Origin of the sequence: Nocardioides sp. SYSU D00065, from assembly GCF_017916425.1 — a bacterium.
Taxonomy (GTDB): Bacteria; Actinomycetota; Actinomycetes; order Propionibacteriales; family Nocardioidaceae; genus Nocardioides.
This window is the reverse complement of record NZ_JAFMSX010000001.1, coordinates 1393619-1409675: the sequence shown is the minus strand read 5'-3', so window position 1 is coordinate 1409675 and position 16057 is coordinate 1393619. Positions and strand designations below refer to the sequence as shown.

Sequence of the window (16057 nt, the reverse complement as noted above, 5' to 3'; positions counted from 1 at the left end):
GCCGAGCCCGGCCGTGCCGCCGATAGGCTCGACGCCCGTGAAGACCCTCGTCATCGGCACCGGCGGTCGCGAGCACGCGCTCGCGCTGGCCCTCGCGAAGGACCCGGCCGTGCGGGAGGTCCACGCCGCCCCGGGCAACCCGGGCATCGGCGAGGTGGCCACCCTCCACGACGTCGACCCGATGGACGGTCCCGCCGTCGCCGCCCTCGCCGTCGCGGTCGGCGCCGAGCTCGTCGTGGTGGGACCCGAGGCGCCCCTCGTGGCCGGGGTCGCCGACGCCGTCCGGGAGGCCGGCGTCGCCTGCTTCGGCCCGTCCCGCGCCGCCGCCCGGCTGGAGGGGTCGAAGGCCTTCAGCAAGGAGGTCATGGCCGCCGCGGGCGTGCCGACCGCCGGGTCGCGCACGTGCACCCTGCCGGCGGAGACGGCCGCGGCGCTCGACACCTTCGGCGCGCCTTACGTCGTCAAGGACGACGCCCTGGCGGCCGGCAAGGGCGTCGTCGTCACCAGCGACCGCGACGAGGCGCTCGCGCACGCCGCGGCCTGCGAGCGGGTGGTGGTGGAGGAGTTCCTCGACGGGCCCGAGTTCTCGCTGTTCGTCGTCTGCGACGGGCAGGTGGGCCGTCCGCTGCTGCCCGCGCAGGACTTCAAGCGCGTCTTCGACGGCGGCCGGGGACCCAACACCGGCGGCATGGGGTCCTACGCGCCGCTCACCTGGCTCCCCGAGGGCACCGTCGAGACGGTGCTGGCGCAGGTCGTCGAGCCCACGCTCGCCGAGATGCGCCGGCGCGGTGCGCCGTTCGTCGGCTGCCTCTACGTCGGCCTGGCGCTCACCGCGGCCGGACCCCGGGTCATCGAGTTCAACTGCCGCTTCGGCGACCCCGACGTGCAGCCGGTCCTGGCGCTGCTCACCTCGCCGCTCGGCGCGCTGCTCAAGGCCGCCGCGGACGGCGACCTGGCCGGTGTCCCGGAGCCGACCTTCGCGGCGGGCGCGTCGGTCTCCGTGGTGATGGCGAGCGCCGGCTATCCCGCGGGATCGAGCACGGGGGACGTCATCGTCGGCACCGAGACGCTGGCAGGGGAGCCCGACGTCGACGTCATCCACGCCGGCACGGCGTGCACCGACGCCGGCCTGGTGACCGCCGGCGGCCGGGTGCTGGCCGTGCGGGCCGTCGGCGCCGACGTCGCCGACGCCCGCGCCAAGGCGTACGAGGGCGTGGCCAGCATCGGCTTCCCCGGCGCCCAGTGGCGCCGCGACATCGCGAGCGAGCCGCTCGGCGTCGTCGAGGGCGCGGCGTCGCGTGGCTGAGCAGCCGCCCTTCGCGCCCGGGACCGACGTCCGGGTGCGTGAGGTGCTGCACGGCGCCGAGTGGGCGTCGTGGTCCGAGCGGGTGATCAGCGACGACGGCCGGGTCCTCGCCACCGTCCAGCCGGACGGCACGCCGCTGACCTTCCCGCCGCACCCGTTCCCGCACCCGTGGGGTCACCTCGACGCGTGGAGCGGCACGACCGTGCTCAAGCTGCGACGCACCGGCGACTGGTACTCGGTGTGGAGGTTCTTCGACGCCGACGGCCCCGGCACCTGGTACGTCAACTTCGAGACGCCCGTGGTGCGCACCGCCGACGGCGTCGACGTCAACGACCTGCAGCTCGACATCGTGGTCCCGCACGACGGCCCGTGGCGGTGGAAGGACGTGCAGGACCTGGCGCCCTCGCTCGCCTCCGGCCGCATCACCCACGACGAGCTGCTCGCCGTGCTCGCCGCCGCCGCCGAGGTGGCGGCGCTGCTCGACCGCGACGACCGCTGGTGGGCGCCGTGGGACGGCTGGGCGCCCGCGGATGGGAGGATCGCGCCGTGAGCGTTCCCGCAGTCCCCAACGTGCTTGCCACCCGCTACGCCGGCGCCGACCTCGCCGCGATCTGGTCGCCCGAGCACAAGATCGTCCTCGAGCGCCGGCTCTGGCTGGCGGTGCTCGAGGCGCAGCGCGACCTCGGCATCGACGTGCCCGACGGCGTCGTCGAGGCCTACGAGTCGGTCGTCGACGACGTCGACCTCGACTCGATCGCCGCCCGCGAGCGGGTCACCCGCCACGACGTCAAGGCGCGCATCGAGGAGTTCTCCGCGCTCGCCGGTCACGAGCACATCCACAAGGGGATGACCTCGCGCGACCTGACCGAGAACGTCGAGCAGCTGCAGGTACGCCGCTCGCTCGAGGTCGTGCGCGACCGCGCGGTCGCCGCCCTGGTGCGGCTGGCCCGGCTCGCCGCCGAGCACGAGGTGACGGTGATGGCGGGCCGCTCGCACAACGTCGCCGCCCAGGCGACGACCCTCGGCAAGCGCTTCGCGACGGTCGCCGACGAGATGCTCGTCGCCGTCCAGCGCATCGAGGAGCTCCTCGCGCGCTACCCCCTGCGCGGGGTCAAGGGTCCGATGGGCACCGCCCAGGACATGCTCGACCTGCTCGACGGCGACGCCTCGCGCCTCGACGAGCTGGAGCGCCGCGTGGCCGCCCACCTCGGCTTCGAGCACGTGCTGACCAGCGTCGGTCAGGTCTACCCGCGCTCCCTCGACTACGAGGTCGTCACGGCCCTGGCGCAGCTGGTGGCCGGGCCGTCCAACCTGGCGACCACCGTGCGGCTGATGGCCGGCAACGAGCTGGTGACCGAGGGCTTCAAGGAGGGCCAGGTCGGCTCGTCCGCGATGCCGCACAAGATGAACAGCCGCTCCTGCGAGCGGGTCAACGGCCTGGCGGTGATCGTGCGCGGCCACGTCTCGATGGTCGGCGAGCTCGCCGGCGACCAGTGGAACGAGGGCGACGTCTCGGACTCGGTCGTGCGCCGCGTCGCGCTGCCCGACGCGTTCTTCGCCACCGACGGGCTCTTCCAGACCTTCCTCACCGTCCTCGACGAGTTCGGCGTGTTCCCGGCGGTCGTCCAGCGCGAGCTGGACCGCTACCTGCCCTTCCTCACCACCACCAAGGTCCTGATGGCGGCGGTGCGCAACGGCGTGGGTCGCGAGGCCGCCCACGAGGCGATCAAGGAGGCGGCGGTCGGCACCGCGCTGGCGATGCGCGGCGGCCAGGCCGACAACGACGTGTTCGCCAAGCTCGCCGCCGACGAGCGGCTCGGGCTCAGCCGCGACCAGATCGACGCCCTCGTCGCCGACCCGATCGAGTTCACCGGGGCCGCGGTGGCCCAGACCCGGGCCGTGGTCGCGCGCGTCGAGGCGCTGGCCGCGCGCCACCCGGCCGCGGCGGCGTACGTCCCCGGCGCGATCCTCTGAGTCGTCGCTCTCCGGCGTCGCAGCCCGAGGTTGTCAGGCCTTCCCGTAGGTGGTCAGGCCGTGCAAGGGCCGACAAGCTCGGGGATCCCCGGGCAGCCGGGGATTCCTCGAGACCGAGGAGCCGTCAGTCGCCGAGCCGCCACGAGCGGACGGCGGCGGCGAGGGCGACCGACAGCACGAGGAGTGCCGCGAGCAGGGCCGAGCGCGCCGCGACCGGTGCTGACGCCACCGCGTCGACCGCCTGGTAGACCGTCATCAGCAGGGCCGCGCCGAGCGCGGAGCCGATCCGCTGCCCGGTCTGCAGGGCTCCGCCGGCCGCTCCGCCCATGCGCGGCGGGACCTCGGCGAGCGTGAGCGTGAAGTTGGGGGAGATCACGCCCCCGCCGCCGATGCCCGCGAGGAACATCGCCGGGGCGAGGGTCCACCACAGCCGGTCGGTGGGCTGGGTCACCAGCCAGGCCGCGAGCGCGGTGCCGGTCATCATCACCGACAGCGCGAGGAGGGTGACCCGCCGCCCGATCCTGCCCACCAGCCTCCCCGCCACGGGGGAGGTGGTCGCGGCGCCGACGGCGAACGGGGTCATCAGCAGGGCCGCGTGGAGCGGCGAGAACCCCTCGCCGTCCTGCAGGTGCACCGACAGCACCAGGAAGATCCCGGTGAACCCGGTGAAGTAGAGGGTGCCGACGAGCAGGCCGTTGGCGTACCCCGGCAGGCCGCGCAGCAGCGACACGTCGAGCAGCGGCGGCCGGCCGAGACGTACGGTCCGCGCCTCCCACCGGGCGAACGCCCAGGCCAGCGGTGGGAACGCCACCAGCAGCACCAGCGGCAGGCCGACGCCGCCCTCGAGGCTGATGAGCGGCAGGAGCACCGCCAGGACGGCGAGGCCGAGCAGCGCCGCCCCGACCAGGTCGACGCGGGGGTCCTTCTCCGCGTCCCCCTGCCCGGCGGCTCCCGCGTCGTTGTCCGGCACCATCCGATGGATCAGCACCAGCGCCACGAGGCCGATCGGCACGTTGACGAGGAACAGCGAGCGCCAGCCGTTCTCCTCGCCGAGCAGGCCGATCAGCGCCCCGCCGATGAGCGGGCCGGTGGCCGAGGCGACCGCCACGGTGAAGCCGAACATGCCGAACGCCCGGCCGCGCTCCTCGCCGCGGAAGAGCTGCTGGATGAGCCCGGAGTTCTGCGGCGTCAGCAGCCCGGCGCTGGCGCCCTGGACCAGCCGCGCGACGACGATCGCGGCCGCGTTGGGCGCGAGGCCGACGGCGGCGCTCGACACGATGAAGCCGAGCAGCCCGATGGTCATCATCCGGCGCCGACCGTGGGCGTCGCCGAGCCGGCCGCCCGCGACCAGGGTCATGCCGAACGCGAGGGCGTACCCCGACACCACCCACTGGATCGTCGCCGCCGACGTGTCGAGGCTCGAGCGGATCGAGGGGACCGCGACGTTGACGATGGTGACGTCGAGCAGCGACATGAAGCCCACGACCAGCGAGACGGCGAGCACCCGCCAGCGTCGCGGGTCCGGCTCGTACGCCGGCTCGTCGGGGGCTGCGGCGTCCGCCTGCTCGCGCTGGGTCACCTTCGCCAGCCTGCCACCGGCGTCCACGGCGCCGGCGGGCGGTCCCGCGCCAACGTGGCCGGGATCTCGTCCGCGCCGGCTTCACCCCGCACCGGCGTGCGCCCGAGACTGTGCGCATGACCGCGCCCGTCACCGTGTCCGTGACCCGTCACGTCGACCCCTCCCGCTCCAGCGAGATGCTCGCCTGGGTGCAGGCGGGCACGTCGCTGGCCGAGAGGTTCGACGGGTTCCTCGGCTCGGGCTGGGTGCGCCCGAGCGAGGACTCCGCGGAGTGGCACATGCTCTACCGCTTCGCCGACGCCGAGTCCCTCGCGGCGTGGGAGGCGTCCCCGCAGCGCGCCTGGTGGCTCGAGGCCGCGCAAGGCAGCGTCGAGGAGAAGCGTCGCGAGCGGCGTACGGGCATCGAGGGCTGGTTCGACGAGCCCGCGTCGGTGGAGGCGCTGAGCGCGGCTCCGGTGGCGCCGCCGCGGTGGAAGCAGATGATCGTGATCTTCATGGGCTTCTACCCGCTGAGCCTGGCGGTCAACTACGTCGTGGGCCACACCCCGCTCACCGACTGGCCGCTCGTGCTGCGCGTGCTGGTGACGATCATGGTGATGACACCGCTCATGACGTACGTCGTGCTGCCGTGGCTCACGCGCCGGATGAACTGGTGGCTCGCCGGGCGGCGCTCGGCCGGCGCTGCTCGATAGGCTCCTCGCGTGGCCGAGATCGACATCCCCGACGCCCCCGAGATCGAGGGCACGACGCACCTGCACTCGGGGAAGGTGCGCGACCTCTACCGCATCGACTCCGGGGAGCACGAGGGCCGGCTGCTGATGGTCGCCAGCGACCGCATCTCCGCCTACGACTTCGTGCTCGACTCCACGATCCCCGACAAGGGCGAGGTCCTGACCCGGATGTCGCTGTGGTGGTTCGAGCAGCTGGCCGGGATCGTCGGCAACCACGTGGTGTCGACCGACGTGCCGGCCTCGGTGGCCGGTCGAGCCGTCGTCGTCGAGCGGCTGGAGATGTTCCCCGTCGAGTGCGTGGCCCGCGGCTACCTCACCGGGTCGGGCCTGCTCGACTACGAGCGCACCGGCGAGGTGTGCGGCATCGCGCTGCCGGCCGGTCTCCAGGACGGCAGCCGCCTGCCGGAGCCGGTCTTCACCCCCGCCACCAAGGCCGACCTGGGCGACCACGACGAGAACGTCGACTACGAGGCGGTCGTCGCCGCGGTCGGCGCCGACGCGGCCGCCGAGCTGCGCGCCCTCACCATGCGGGTCTACGACACCGCCCACGACCTCGCCCGCGAGCGCGGCATCATCCTGGCCGACACCAAGCTGGAGTTCGGCCGGCGGGCCGACGGCACGACGATCCTCGGCGACGAGGTGCTCACCCCCGACTCGAGCCGCTTCTGGCCCGCGGACGACTGGGAGCCGGGCCGGGCCCAGGCGTCGTACGACAAGCAGGTCGTGCGCGACTGGCTGACCCGCGAGTCCGGGTGGGACCGCGCCTCGGGCGAGGCGCCGCCGCCGCTGCCCCCGGCGGTGGTCGAGCGCACCCGGGCGAGGTACGTCGAGGCTTACGAGCTGCTCACGGGCGAGAGGTTCTGAGGTGCCCCGGATCGCGGCCACGGTGGAGCTTCCCGTCTCCGCCGAGGTCGCGTTCCGCTACCTGTGCGACCCGCGCCACCGCCCCGAGTGGCAGTCGTCGCTGCGCTCGGTCGAGGTCCCGGCCGACGAGGAGCCGCACCTGGGCCAGACGTGGCGCGAGACGACCTCGGTCGGCGTCCGTCCCCACCTCGAGACCACCGATCTCGCGCCGTTCCGGCTGTGGGGCGAGCGGGGCCGCTGGCGCGGGGTGAGCGCCACCTTGACGCTGCACTTCACCGAGCTGCCGGCCGGCTGCCGGGTCCGCGCCGAGGGCGAGGTCACCGGCCGGGGCGCCTGGTCGCTCCCGGCGACCGCCGCCGGGCTGCTCGCCTCGCGCGCGATCGGCGCGGACCTGCGCAGGGCCGGGCGGATCCTGTCGCAGCGCACCTCGCCCGGCTAGGTTGACTGCTCCAGGCCGACCGTCCCTCACCCCCGGAGCGCCCACGATGCCCAACCTCGCGTCCCTGCTCGAAGGATCCGCCGCGTCCCACCCGGACCGTACGGCGCTGGTGCTGGGGGACACGCGCCTGACGTACGGGCAGGTCGACGCCGCCGCCAACCAGGTGGCCAACCTGCTGGTCTCGCGCGGCATCGAGCCCGGCGACAAGGTCGCGCTCAGCTGCCCCAACCTGCCGTGGTTCCCGATCGTCTACTACGGCATCCTCAAGGCGGGTGCGACCGTCGTCCCGCTCAACGTGCTGCTCAAGGGACGCGAGGTCGCCTACCACCTCGCGGACTCCGGCGCGAAGGCGTACGTCTGCTTCCAGGGCACCCCCGACCTGCCCATCGGCGCCGAGGGGCACGCCGGGTTCGAGGAGACCGACGGCTGCGAGCACTTCCTCGTGATCACCGTCGACCCGGCCGCGGAGTCGCCGATCGAGGGCACCGAGACGCTGGGCCGGGCCCTGGCGGGCCAGTCCCGGGTCTTCGAGACCCGCGAGGTGCGCCCCGACGACACCGCGGTCATCCTCTACACCTCCGGCACCACCGGCCAGCCCAAGGGCGCCGAGCTGATGCACAGCAACATGATCTCCAACGCGCTGGTCAGCGACCAGCTGTTCGACGCCGACCCCGGTCGGCCGGACACGCTCCTGTGCGTGCTGCCGCTGTTCCACTCGTTCGGCCAGACGGTCATCATGAACGCCGGCTTCGCGTTCGGCGGCACCATCGTGCTGCTGCCCCGCTTCGACGCCGCGTCCGCGCTGGCTCTGATGGCCCGCGAGCGCGTCACCTTCTTCGCCGGCGTGCCCACCATGTACTGGGGACTGCTCGGCGCGCTCGACGACTCTGGCGTCGACGTCCAGCAGGTCGCCGCCCAGGTGCGCGTCGCCGTCGCCGGCGGCTCGGCGCTGCCGGTCGAGGTGCACAAGGAGTTCGAGCGCCGCTTCGGCGTGACGATCCTGGAGGGCTACGGGCTGTCCGAGACCTCGCCCGTCGCCAGCTTCTCCGTCTACGGCGAGCCGGTGCGGGTCGGCTCCATCGGCGTACCCATCCCCGGCGTGGAGATGAAGCTGATCAGCCCGCAGCCCGGCGTCCGCGAGGACCTTCCGGACGGTGAGGACGTCGTCGGCGAGATCGCCATCAAGGGACCCAACGTGATGAAGGGCTACCACGGCCGGCCGGAGGCCACCGCCGAGGCCATCGTCGACGGCTGGTTCCGCTCCGGCGACCTCGCGCGCAAGGACGCCGACGGCTGGTACTACATCGTCGACCGGTCCAAGGACATGATCATCCGCGGCGGCTACAACGTCTATCCGCGCGAGGTCGAGGAGGTGCTGCTGACGCACCCGGACGTGTCCCTCGCCGCCGTCATCGGCGTACCCCACGACCGGCACGGCGAGGAGATCAAGGCCGTCGTCATCCGCACGGACGGCGCCACCGTCACCGAGGACGAGCTGGTCGAGTGGGCAAAGGAGCAGATGGCGGCCTACAAGTACCCGCGCATCGTGGAGTTCGTCGACGCGCTCCCGATGACCGCGACCGGCAAGATCCTGAAGCGCGAGCTCGACTGATGCGCGCGCTCCTCGTCGCCCTCGGCGTGGTGATGGTGCTGGCCGGCGCGGTCTGGACCGCCCAGGGCCTGGGCTACCTCGAGGGGAGCCCGATGACCGACCAGGCTGTCTGGGCGATCCTCGGCCCGCTCGTCGCCGGCCTCGGCGTCGCCCTGGTCGTCGTCGCGGCCCGTCGCCGCGAGTAGCCGTCCCTGCGGTTGCCTCCGCTTGCAGCGATCCTCGCTTGCGGCGATCCCCCTTGCAGCGATCCCCGGCTAGCCGGGGATCCTCGAGCCTCACCCCCGAAGTTTCGGCCGGTAACCGCAAGTTTGGGCGGGTAACCCCTGCCTGCGAGCCGGCCCCGGCTCGACCCCCCGGCCCGCCCCCGGCCCCGCCCGGCCCCAGGCCCGACCGGCCCGGCCCCGCCCCGGCCGGCTCCGCCAGCCAGCCGTCACCCCGCCGCCGAGCTCCCGAGCCGCTCCATGAGCGAGATCGCGTCGAAGGGCGCGTGCACCTTGGCGTCGTTGTCGAAGTACACGTACACGTCGAGGCCGGCCGACTCCCAGGCGCGCACCTTCGCCGCCCAGTGGTCCAGCGCCGCCTCGGAGTAGCCGCTGGCGTAGAGCTCGGTGTCGCCGTGCAGGCGGACGTACGCCACGTCGCTGGTGATCTCGTCGAACATCGGCCACGTCCCCGCGGAGTCGGCGACCACCATGCCGATGTCGTGGGCGCGCAGCAGCTCGCAGAACTCCGGCGTGCGGAACGACAGGTGCCGCACCTCCAGCACGTGGCGCAGCGGCCGGTCGAGGGGCGTCGCGGTGTCGGCGGGCTCCTTGAGCTTGGTCGCGTCGTGGTGCGCCGCGGCGTACGCCGACGCCTCGCCCGTGGTGCGCGGCAGCAGGTCGAAGAACGCCGCGAGACGGTCGGGGTGGAAGCCGAGGTTGGGGGGCAGCTGCCACAGCAGGGGGCCGAGGCGGGGCCCGAGCGACAGGACGCCGGAGGCGAAGAACGTGCCCAGCGGCGTCTCCACGTCGACGAGCTTCTTCATGTGGGTGACGAACCGAGGCCCCTTGACCGAGAACACGAAGTCGGCCGGCACCTGCTCGGCCCACGAGTGCCAGCTCGACGGCCGCTGCAGGGAGTAGAAGGAGCCGTTGACCTCGACGGTGCTCATCCGCTCGGCGGCGTACTCGAGCTCGCGCCGCTGCGGCAGCCCGGGCGGGTAGAACTGCCCGCGCCACCCGGCGTACCGCCAGCCCGAGATGCCGATCCGCGCCATGCCGCCCGCCGTCTCCTCGCCCGTCGCCGCCCTCGTCCGTCGCCGGCGCCGTACCCGGGGCGTCCGCAGTCCATGCCCGAAGTAGGTCGTGGCGGCCCGGCTCTCTAGAATCGACCGTGCCAGACCCCACCTCTCGCCAGGAGCACCCCGTGGCCCGAGTCGTCGTCGACGTCATGCCCAAGCCCGAGATCCTCGACCCCCAGGGCAAGGCCGTGCTCGGCGCGCTGCCGCGCCTCGGGTTCGACCGTGTGAGCGACGTCCGCCAGGGCAAGCGGTTCGAGCTGGAGATCGAGGGGGAGATCACCGACGAGGTGCTCGCCGAGATCGACCGGGTCGCCGAGACGCTGCTGTCCAACCCCGTCATCGAGGACTACGAGGTCCACGTCGAGGACCAGTCCGTCGCCGAGGTCGCCGCGGAGGCCGGTCGATGAGCATGAAGGTCGGCGTCGTCACGTTCCCCGGCTCGCTCGACGACGTCGACGCGCGCCGCGCGGTCACCATCGGCGGCCACGAGGCCGTCGCGCTCTGGCACGGCGACGCGGACCTCAAGGGCGTCGACGCGGTCGTGCTGCCCGGCGGGTTCTCCTACGGCGACTACCTCCGCTGCGGCGCCATCTCTCGCTTCGCGCCGGTGATGACGGCGATCGTCGAGGCCGCGGGCCGGGGGCTTCCGGTGCTCGGCATCTGCAACGGCTTCCAGATCCTGTGCGAGTCCCACCTGCTCCCCGGCGCCCTGATCCGCAACGACCACCGCCGGTTCGTGTGCGTCGACCAGCGCCTGCGGATGGAGCGCGTCGACACCCCCTGGACCTCGGCGTACGCCCCGGGCCAGGAGGTCACGATCGTGCTGAAGAACGGCGAGGGCGGGTACGTCGCGGACGAGGCGACGCTCGACCGGCTCGAGGGCGAGGGGCTCGTGGTGGCCCGCTACCTCGACGACAACCCCAACGGCTCGATGCGCGCCATCGCGGGCGTCTCCAACGAGCGCGGCAACGTCGTCGGGCTCATGCCGCACCCCGAGCACGCCGTCGAGGACCTCTACGGTCCCGGCACCGACGGGCTGGGGTTCTTCACCTCGCTCGCCGCGCAGGCCTTCGCGTGAGCACCCGCGTGACGCCGGCCCGCCTCTACCGCGCGGTCGCCGTCGCGGAGGCGGTGACCTGGGCCCTGCTGCTGACGGGCATGTTCCTCAAGTACGTCACCCGCACGACGGAGCTCGGCGTGCAGGTGTTCGGCATGGTGCACGGCGTCGTGTTCATCGCCTACTGCCTGGTCACGGTGCTGCTGTGGGTCGACCAGCGCTGGCCGTTGAGCCGGCTGGTCCTGGGCCTGCTCGCCGCGGTGCCGCCGTTCGCCACCGTCCCGTTCGAGCGCTGGGCCGAGCGCAGCGGCCTGCTCGGCGAGGACTGGCGGCTGCGGTCCACCGCGCCCGCCGGTCCTGTCGAGCGCGTGGCCGCCTTCCTGCTGCGTCGCCCCGCCCAGGGTGCCCTCGTCGGCGTGCTCGCGGTCGTCGGCCTCACCGGCGTGGCGCTGCTCGTGGGTCCGCCGGCCTGATCCCGTCCGGCCCGCCTGATCCCGTCCGGCCCGAGCCCCGCGTGAGCGGCGGGCCTGCGAGCAGCGGCCTCAGCGGCCCTGCTGGAGCTTGTTCCAGGTCTGGGCCGTCGCGACGCCCGAGACCGGGATGCGCAGCCGCGACTGGTACGTCTTCACCGCCGCCTCGGTCTTGGCGTCGAAGACGCCGCTCGCGCGGAACCGTCCCGCGCCGGCAGCGTTGAGCGCGCGCTGCAGGCGGTACACCGACTCGTCGACCGAGCCGCGCTTGATCGTCGTACGGGCGCCCGCGGCGAGCAGCGCGGTCCAGTGCCGCTTGGCGAAGGTGTCGGTCGGCGTGAACTTCCGGGCCGCCTGCCAGGCGCGGGCGGCCGCGATCGTCTCCGCGTCGTACGCCCCGTCGAGCGGGCCGGCGTAGGTGCCCTGCTCGGTGAGCAGGCACTGCAGCACCTTGACGCGGGTCGCCTTGGTGGTGCCCGGCGACAGCGCGGGGTACTTCCAGAAGCCGAGCCGGGTGCCGGGGCAGCGGCCCTCGGGACGCGGCACCGACCCGGCGCCGAGGTCGATGAAGTTGCTGTCGATGTTGATCGTCACGCCGCCCCACGTCTCGTCGTGGCCGCCGCGGTACTGCTTCATCCGGCCGCCGGGCCGCCAGCCGTCCTCGCCGATGTAGGTCGTGGAGGTGTTGGCCTGCCCGTCCCAGCGGGCGATCCAGATGCGGTCCGGCAGCGCGAACTGCCCGGGGCGCTGCGTGCGGGCGTCGTCCAGCATCTTGATGCCCGAGCTCGCGCTGGAGTAGAAGCCGGCGACGTAGCCGTGCTGCTTGATCCGGGTGACCCAGTGCGAGACGAAGACCAGCGCTGACTCCCGGCAGTGGGTGTCACCGAGGTCGAACCCTTCGAGGTCGTACCAGATCGTGCTGCCCGGCCCGATGCCGTACGCCGCCGCGTCGGCGGCGTTTTTGTCGGCCTCCGCCGCGCCCTGCTGGGCGGCCTTGGCGTATCCGCCGGCCGGCTTGGGCGAGATGGAGAAGTCGTCGGCGTAGCGGGGGAACCGCGGCTGGCACGAGGCCTGTGGCCCGAGCGCGATCGGCAGCAGCCGCCACCCGCGGGCCACCTGGGTGGCCACCCACGTGGGGCTGAGGTTGGGCTGCGAGCGGCAGGCGCGGGAGTCGCCGGAGATGTAGATGCCGACGGCCGAGAACGGGGACTTGCGCCACCACGTGTTCATGGCCGCCTGGGTCGGGGCGAGGCACTGGTCGAAGCCGTAGCCGGTGAAGTCGCCCGGGGTGGCGAGCGCGATCTGTCGCTGCGAGGCGAGCCGCGGCGACGCGTCCTGCGCGCCGGCGGACACCGGCGCGAAGCCGAGCAGCGGGGCGGTGAGGACGAGCGCAGCGGCGGCGACGAACGTACGGACAAGGGCGCGGCGCATCGGTTGCTCCAGCAGTGCGGGGAAGGGCGAACGACGACAGCGAATCACACCAGTCACACGAGTCACAGCGGTTCGAGAGAACTACGCATGTGTAATTCTCGGCGCCACTCAGTCGTCGCGGATGGGTACGTCGTCGAGGAGGAAGTTGCCCTTCGCCTCCTCCTGCTCCACCAGCTCCTCGAACGCCAGCGCGATGTCCTCCTTGTGCTCCTCGAACATCCTCGTGAGGTGACCCTGGAGCAGGGTGCCGTGGGGAGACTCGCCGGAGAAGACCCGCTCCCAGGTCTCCTCGCCGCCCCTGATCTTGGCGACCAGGGTCTGCATGTCCTCCCCGAGCTCGCCGGACTCGGCCTGCTCCTCGAGCGCCTGCTTCTCCTCCTCGGTCAGCAGCGGGCGTGCGGCGAGCTGGTCGACCGTCGCCTTGAGGTCGGCCAGGCTGGTCGTCAGGCCCTCGCGCGCCTCGGTGATCGCGGCGAGGATCTCGGCCTGGCTGCGCAGCTCCTCGCTCATGACGTCGCAGCGACCGGTGCGACGGGGGCCGGGGGAGCCGGCGTGGCGGGACGCTGCCCGACCGTCGGCGTGGCGACCGAGGACGGGTCGCGGGTGACGCTGCTCGGGGCGCCGGTCGCGGTGGGGGCGGTCGGCGTGGAGACGGGAGCCTTGTCGCCGTCGAAGAAGCGCTTCACCGACTCGATGAAGGACGCCACCTGCTTGAGGACGTCGATGAGCCGCATGATCGCCTTGTAGGCCTTCATGACGGCCTGGAAGGCCTGCCACACCGCCTGCACGACCCGGGCCCACCCGACGCCGGGGATGCTCATCGTGGCCAGCGCGGAGGACACCGTCTGGACGGCCGACTTCACGCACTGCACCACCGCCAGCGCGGTCTGCCAGGCGTCGCGGCAGATCTGCACGACGTTCTGCCCTATCTGGACCAGCTGGCCGGCCTGCCGGTCGAGCGACCCCACCCAGGTGCCGATCTGCCTGATCGCGGCGTCGGAGGCGCCGCCCTGCCAGGTCTTGGAGATCGTCTCGCCGCCGCTGCGCAGGTTCGCTGCGACGCCCGACATCGACTGGCCCAGGGCGCCGAACGACGAGCCCTGCGAGGACGCGCTGACCACGTCGCCGCCGATCCGGTCGGCGAGCTCGGCGCGGATGTCGAAGCCGGTGAGCATCCGCACCAGGTCGCACACGGTGTCGTAGGGGAAGCCGAGGCTGATCTGCGGCAGGCTGGTCTCGGTCGGTGCGGCCCGGCGGATCGTGGTGTCCGCGACATCCCAGAAGCTGCTCGAGCCGTCGCGGCCGTCGACGCCGCGGGCGTTGTGGCGACGCACGACGCCGTCCTCGGTGAGCGTGAAGTCGCGCGCGGTCGCGCGCAGCGCCTCGGCGTGGTCGCGCATCCCCGTGCCGTTGTCCTCCAGCGACTGGACCACCGACGGGAGCAGCGCGTTGTAGGCGCCCATCATCGTCTCGAGGATCGGGCCGAAGTCGGTCTGCACCAGGCTGTGGCCGCCGTTGCGGGCGATGCCGGTCAGGTCGTCGCTCGCGCGCTGGACCTGCGCGGACCAGGCGTCGAGCTCCGACAGGTCGACGGTCATCACGGCGTTCATCGCAGCTCCTGGGCTGTCCGGGGGAGTCGAGGCGTCTAGCCGCCTTCCCCGAACCGAGCACCGCGAAACCGCGCAACGCCACCTGTTTGCCCACAGGTCGTCTCCGACGTGTTTGCGGCCCCCGATCGCGGGTAGGGCGAGAGAGTGAGCGCAAGCGGCAAGCGAGTCCTGATGCAGGTCGAGCCGACCAGGCTGGTCGAGCTGGCCGCGTCCTGCGACAGCGTCCTGGCCGCGATGCGCCAGGACTGGGCCACCGCCCTGGACGACCTGACGGGAGCGTGCGACGCGCTGGGCGACGCCCAGGGCGTGCGCAACGTCGCCGCGTCGTACGCCGACTCGCTGCTCGACGCGGGGGAGGTCGTCGCCGCCGTGGCGGACGCGCTGGGTCTCGGCGTCTCCTCGTTGGTCGAGGCCGCACACGACGCCGTGCGCGCCGACGACACGGTCGCCGCCGAGCTCGACCGAGCCGCTCACACGCTCGGCCACGGCGGCTTCGGCCGCCTCCCCGGGGCGGGGGGCCGTTGACGTGCCGGCCAACCCGTGGGAGCTGCGAGCCGACGTCGCCCCGCTCGAGGTCGCGGCGACGCGCTGGGAGGAGGTCGCGACCCAGATGTCGCGCCGCGGCGACGAGATCGTGGACGCCGCGCGGCGCGCCACCGAGGGCTGGGACGCGGCGGCGGCCGAGCGCTACGAGGAGCACCGGCGCGAGGTGCTGGCCCAGCTCGACAGGTTCACCACGCAGGCCGCCCTGGTCGCCGGTTGCCTGCGTGCGATCAGCGCGATCCTGATCTCCACGCAGAAGGAGCTCGACCAGGCGTGGACCAAGGTCGCGATGGTCCCCCACGAGGTGGTCGGCGAGTCGCGCCACCTCGTGTTCCACGCCGCGGCGGACGACGAGCGCGGGAAGGTCGCCCAGGGCCAGCAGGAGGTCGAGGAGATCCGCCGCCGGCTGGCGCTGTCGCTCGACCAGGAGAGTGCCCGGCTGCGGTCGGCGCGCGCCGAGCTCGTCACGGTCCGCACCGAGCTCACGACGCTCACAGGTCGCGCTGTCCCGAGCGGTCTCGTGCCGGGTGCTGAGGAGTCGGGTGTCGGCATCGTGCCGGCCGCCTCCACCTCCGTGCCGGGCACGCCGCAGGTCGGGGTGGGTGCGCTCCCGCCGCTCGCGGCGCCCGCCGCGGTGTCGGTGCCGGCGCTGCCCGGCCTTTCCGCGGCCGCGCTGACACCCGTCGCGTCGATCGCCGCCACCGCGGCGAGCGGGAGGCTGAGCCGCGCCGCCGCCGCGGCGCGTCCCTCCGGCGCGGTGCCGCCCATCGGCGCGATGGGCGCCGGTGCCATGGGTGCCCGTGCGGGTGCGATGTCGCGCGGCATGCCTGGCGGTCGCGGCGGGTCGGGCCGCCTGGCCGTCCCCAGGCTGGAGGGGGCTGAGGACGATGCCGCGCGGGCCGCTCGGCTGGCACGCGAGGAGGAGGCCGCCAAGCAGGCGGAGAAGGAGGCGAAGCGGGCCGCGCTCGAGGAGAAGCGCGCCGAGCGGGCGGCGCGCAGGGCTGAGCGCGAGTCCGAGCGCGCCGCGGGGCGCGGCGGCGAGGGGCGTGCCGGCAAGGACGCCCGTCGTCGTGCCGGCATCACCGTCGTCCACTATGCGCCCGGCGAGGAGCCCGAGGGGCCGCGCCGGTAGATTGGGCCCGTGCCCGAGACGAGCGCC

General features: G+C 73.5%; 18 protein-coding genes. 13 read left to right on the top strand and 5 right to left on the bottom strand.

Going from position 1 to position 16057, the window contains the following annotated elements:
• The first annotated feature begins 37 nt into the window (after positions 1–37).
• Genes purD through purB form a run of 3 tightly spaced genes read left to right on the top strand, consistent with a single transcriptional unit; the run spans position 38 to position 3280 of the window.
• On the top strand, positions 38–1306 hold the full coding sequence (gene purD / locus J3P41_RS06715) for a phosphoribosylamine--glycine ligase (protein WP_210649418.1): 1269 nt from the start codon (positions 38–40) through the stop codon (positions 1304–1306).
• Positions 1299–1856 carry a DUF402 domain-containing protein gene (locus J3P41_RS19210; RefSeq protein WP_210649417.1) on the top strand — a complete coding sequence of 186 codons (558 nt, stop codon included), beginning with the start codon at positions 1299–1301 and terminating at the stop codon, positions 1854–1856. The genes purD and J3P41_RS19210 overlap by 8 nt, the downstream gene beginning before the upstream one ends.
• Positions 1853–3280, top strand: a complete 1428-nt coding sequence (gene purB / locus J3P41_RS06705) for an adenylosuccinate lyase (protein WP_210649416.1) — start codon at positions 1853–1855, stop codon at positions 3278–3280. The genes J3P41_RS19210 and purB overlap by 4 nt, the downstream gene beginning before the upstream one ends.
• 124 nt (positions 3281–3404) lie before the next feature.
• Here the strand turns inward: purB and J3P41_RS06700 are convergent, their stop codons facing one another.
• Positions 3405–4859 (bottom strand): MFS transporter, encoded by a 1455-nt coding sequence (locus J3P41_RS06700; protein WP_307861854.1) that lies wholly within the window; start codon positions 4857–4859, stop codon positions 3405–3407.
• A gap of 116 nt (positions 4860–4975) precedes the next feature.
• On the opposite strand from J3P41_RS06700, the gene J3P41_RS06695 reads away from it, so the two are divergent.
• From J3P41_RS06695 to J3P41_RS06675, 5 genes are read left to right on the top strand one after another with little or no spacing between them, the layout of a single operon-like run.
• A complete protein-coding gene (locus J3P41_RS06695; protein WP_210649415.1) occupies positions 4976–5551 on the top strand; it encodes an antibiotic biosynthesis monooxygenase in 576 nt (191 codons plus the stop codon).
• 9 nt (positions 5552–5560) lie between these two features.
• A complete protein-coding gene (locus J3P41_RS06690) occupies positions 5561–6454 on the top strand; it encodes a phosphoribosylaminoimidazolesuccinocarboxamide synthase (RefSeq protein ID WP_210649414.1) in 894 nt (297 codons plus the stop codon).
• 1 nt (position 6455) lies between these two features.
• On the top strand, positions 6456–6893 hold the full coding sequence (locus J3P41_RS06685) for an SRPBCC family protein (protein ID WP_210649413.1): 438 nt from the start codon (positions 6456–6458) through the stop codon (positions 6891–6893).
• A gap of 46 nt (positions 6894–6939) precedes the next feature.
• The gene (locus tag J3P41_RS06680) at positions 6940–8505 is read left to right on the top strand and encodes a long-chain fatty acid--CoA ligase (RefSeq protein ID WP_210649412.1); all 1566 of its coding nucleotides are present in this window, start codon (positions 6940–6942) and stop codon (positions 8503–8505) included.
• Positions 8505–8690 (top strand): hypothetical protein, encoded by a 186-nt coding sequence (locus tag J3P41_RS06675; RefSeq protein ID WP_246861472.1) that lies wholly within the window; start codon positions 8505–8507, stop codon positions 8688–8690. The genes J3P41_RS06680 and J3P41_RS06675 overlap by 1 nt, the downstream gene beginning before the upstream one ends.
• A gap of 245 nt (positions 8691–8935) precedes the next feature.
• Here J3P41_RS06675 and J3P41_RS06670 read toward each other — a convergent pair whose 3' ends face one another.
• On the bottom strand, positions 8936–9763 hold the full coding sequence (locus J3P41_RS06670; protein ID WP_210649411.1) for a DUF72 domain-containing protein: 828 nt from the start codon (positions 9761–9763) through the stop codon (positions 8936–8938).
• Between the two features lie 149 nt (positions 9764–9912).
• On the opposite strand from J3P41_RS06670, the gene purS reads away from it, so the two are divergent.
• From purS to J3P41_RS06655, 3 genes are read left to right on the top strand one after another with little or no spacing between them, the layout of a single operon-like run.
• Positions 9913–10194 carry a phosphoribosylformylglycinamidine synthase subunit PurS gene (gene purS, locus J3P41_RS06665; RefSeq protein ID WP_210649780.1) on the top strand — a complete coding sequence of 94 codons (282 nt, stop codon included), beginning with the start codon at positions 9913–9915 and terminating at the stop codon, positions 10192–10194.
• Positions 10195–10196: 2 nt separating this feature from the next.
• The gene (purQ, locus tag J3P41_RS06660; protein ID WP_210649779.1) at positions 10197–10865 is read left to right on the top strand and encodes a phosphoribosylformylglycinamidine synthase subunit PurQ; all 669 of its coding nucleotides are present in this window, start codon (positions 10197–10199) and stop codon (positions 10863–10865) included.
• Complete coding sequence (locus tag J3P41_RS06655) at positions 10862–11317, top strand: DUF3817 domain-containing protein (protein WP_307861853.1); 456 nt, start codon at positions 10862–10864, stop codon at positions 11315–11317. The genes purQ and J3P41_RS06655 overlap by 4 nt, the downstream gene beginning before the upstream one ends.
• 69 nt (positions 11318–11386) lie before the next feature.
• Here the strand turns inward: J3P41_RS06655 and J3P41_RS06650 are convergent, their stop codons facing one another.
• The 3 genes from J3P41_RS06650 to J3P41_RS06640 all read right to left on the bottom strand — a co-directional run bounded on the left by J3P41_RS06650 (position 11387) and on the right by J3P41_RS06640 (position 14355).
• Positions 11387–12745, bottom strand: a complete 1359-nt coding sequence (locus J3P41_RS06650) for a glycoside hydrolase domain-containing protein (RefSeq protein WP_210649410.1) — start codon at positions 12743–12745, stop codon at positions 11387–11389.
• A 108-nt stretch (positions 12746–12853) separates the two neighbouring features.
• Positions 12854–13255, bottom strand: a complete 402-nt coding sequence (locus tag J3P41_RS06645; protein ID WP_210649409.1) for a hypothetical protein — start codon at positions 13253–13255, stop codon at positions 12854–12856.
• Positions 13252–14355 (bottom strand): hypothetical protein, encoded by a 1104-nt coding sequence (locus J3P41_RS06640; RefSeq protein ID WP_210649408.1) that lies wholly within the window; start codon positions 14353–14355, stop codon positions 13252–13254. The genes J3P41_RS06645 and J3P41_RS06640 overlap by 4 nt, the downstream gene beginning before the upstream one ends.
• Positions 14356–14499: 144 nt before the next feature.
• Here J3P41_RS06640 and J3P41_RS06635 point away from each other — a divergent pair, with 144 nt between their 5' ends.
• Both J3P41_RS06635 and J3P41_RS06630 read left to right on the top strand, forming a co-directional pair.
• Positions 14500–14880 carry a hypothetical protein gene (locus tag J3P41_RS06635; RefSeq protein ID WP_210649407.1) on the top strand — a complete coding sequence of 127 codons (381 nt, stop codon included), beginning with the start codon at positions 14500–14502 and terminating at the stop codon, positions 14878–14880.
• A gap of 1 nt (position 14881) precedes the next feature.
• Positions 14882–16030 carry a hypothetical protein gene (locus J3P41_RS06630; protein WP_210649406.1) on the top strand — a complete coding sequence of 383 codons (1149 nt, stop codon included), beginning with the start codon at positions 14882–14884 and terminating at the stop codon, positions 16028–16030.
• Positions 16031–16057: the final 27 nt, after the last annotated feature.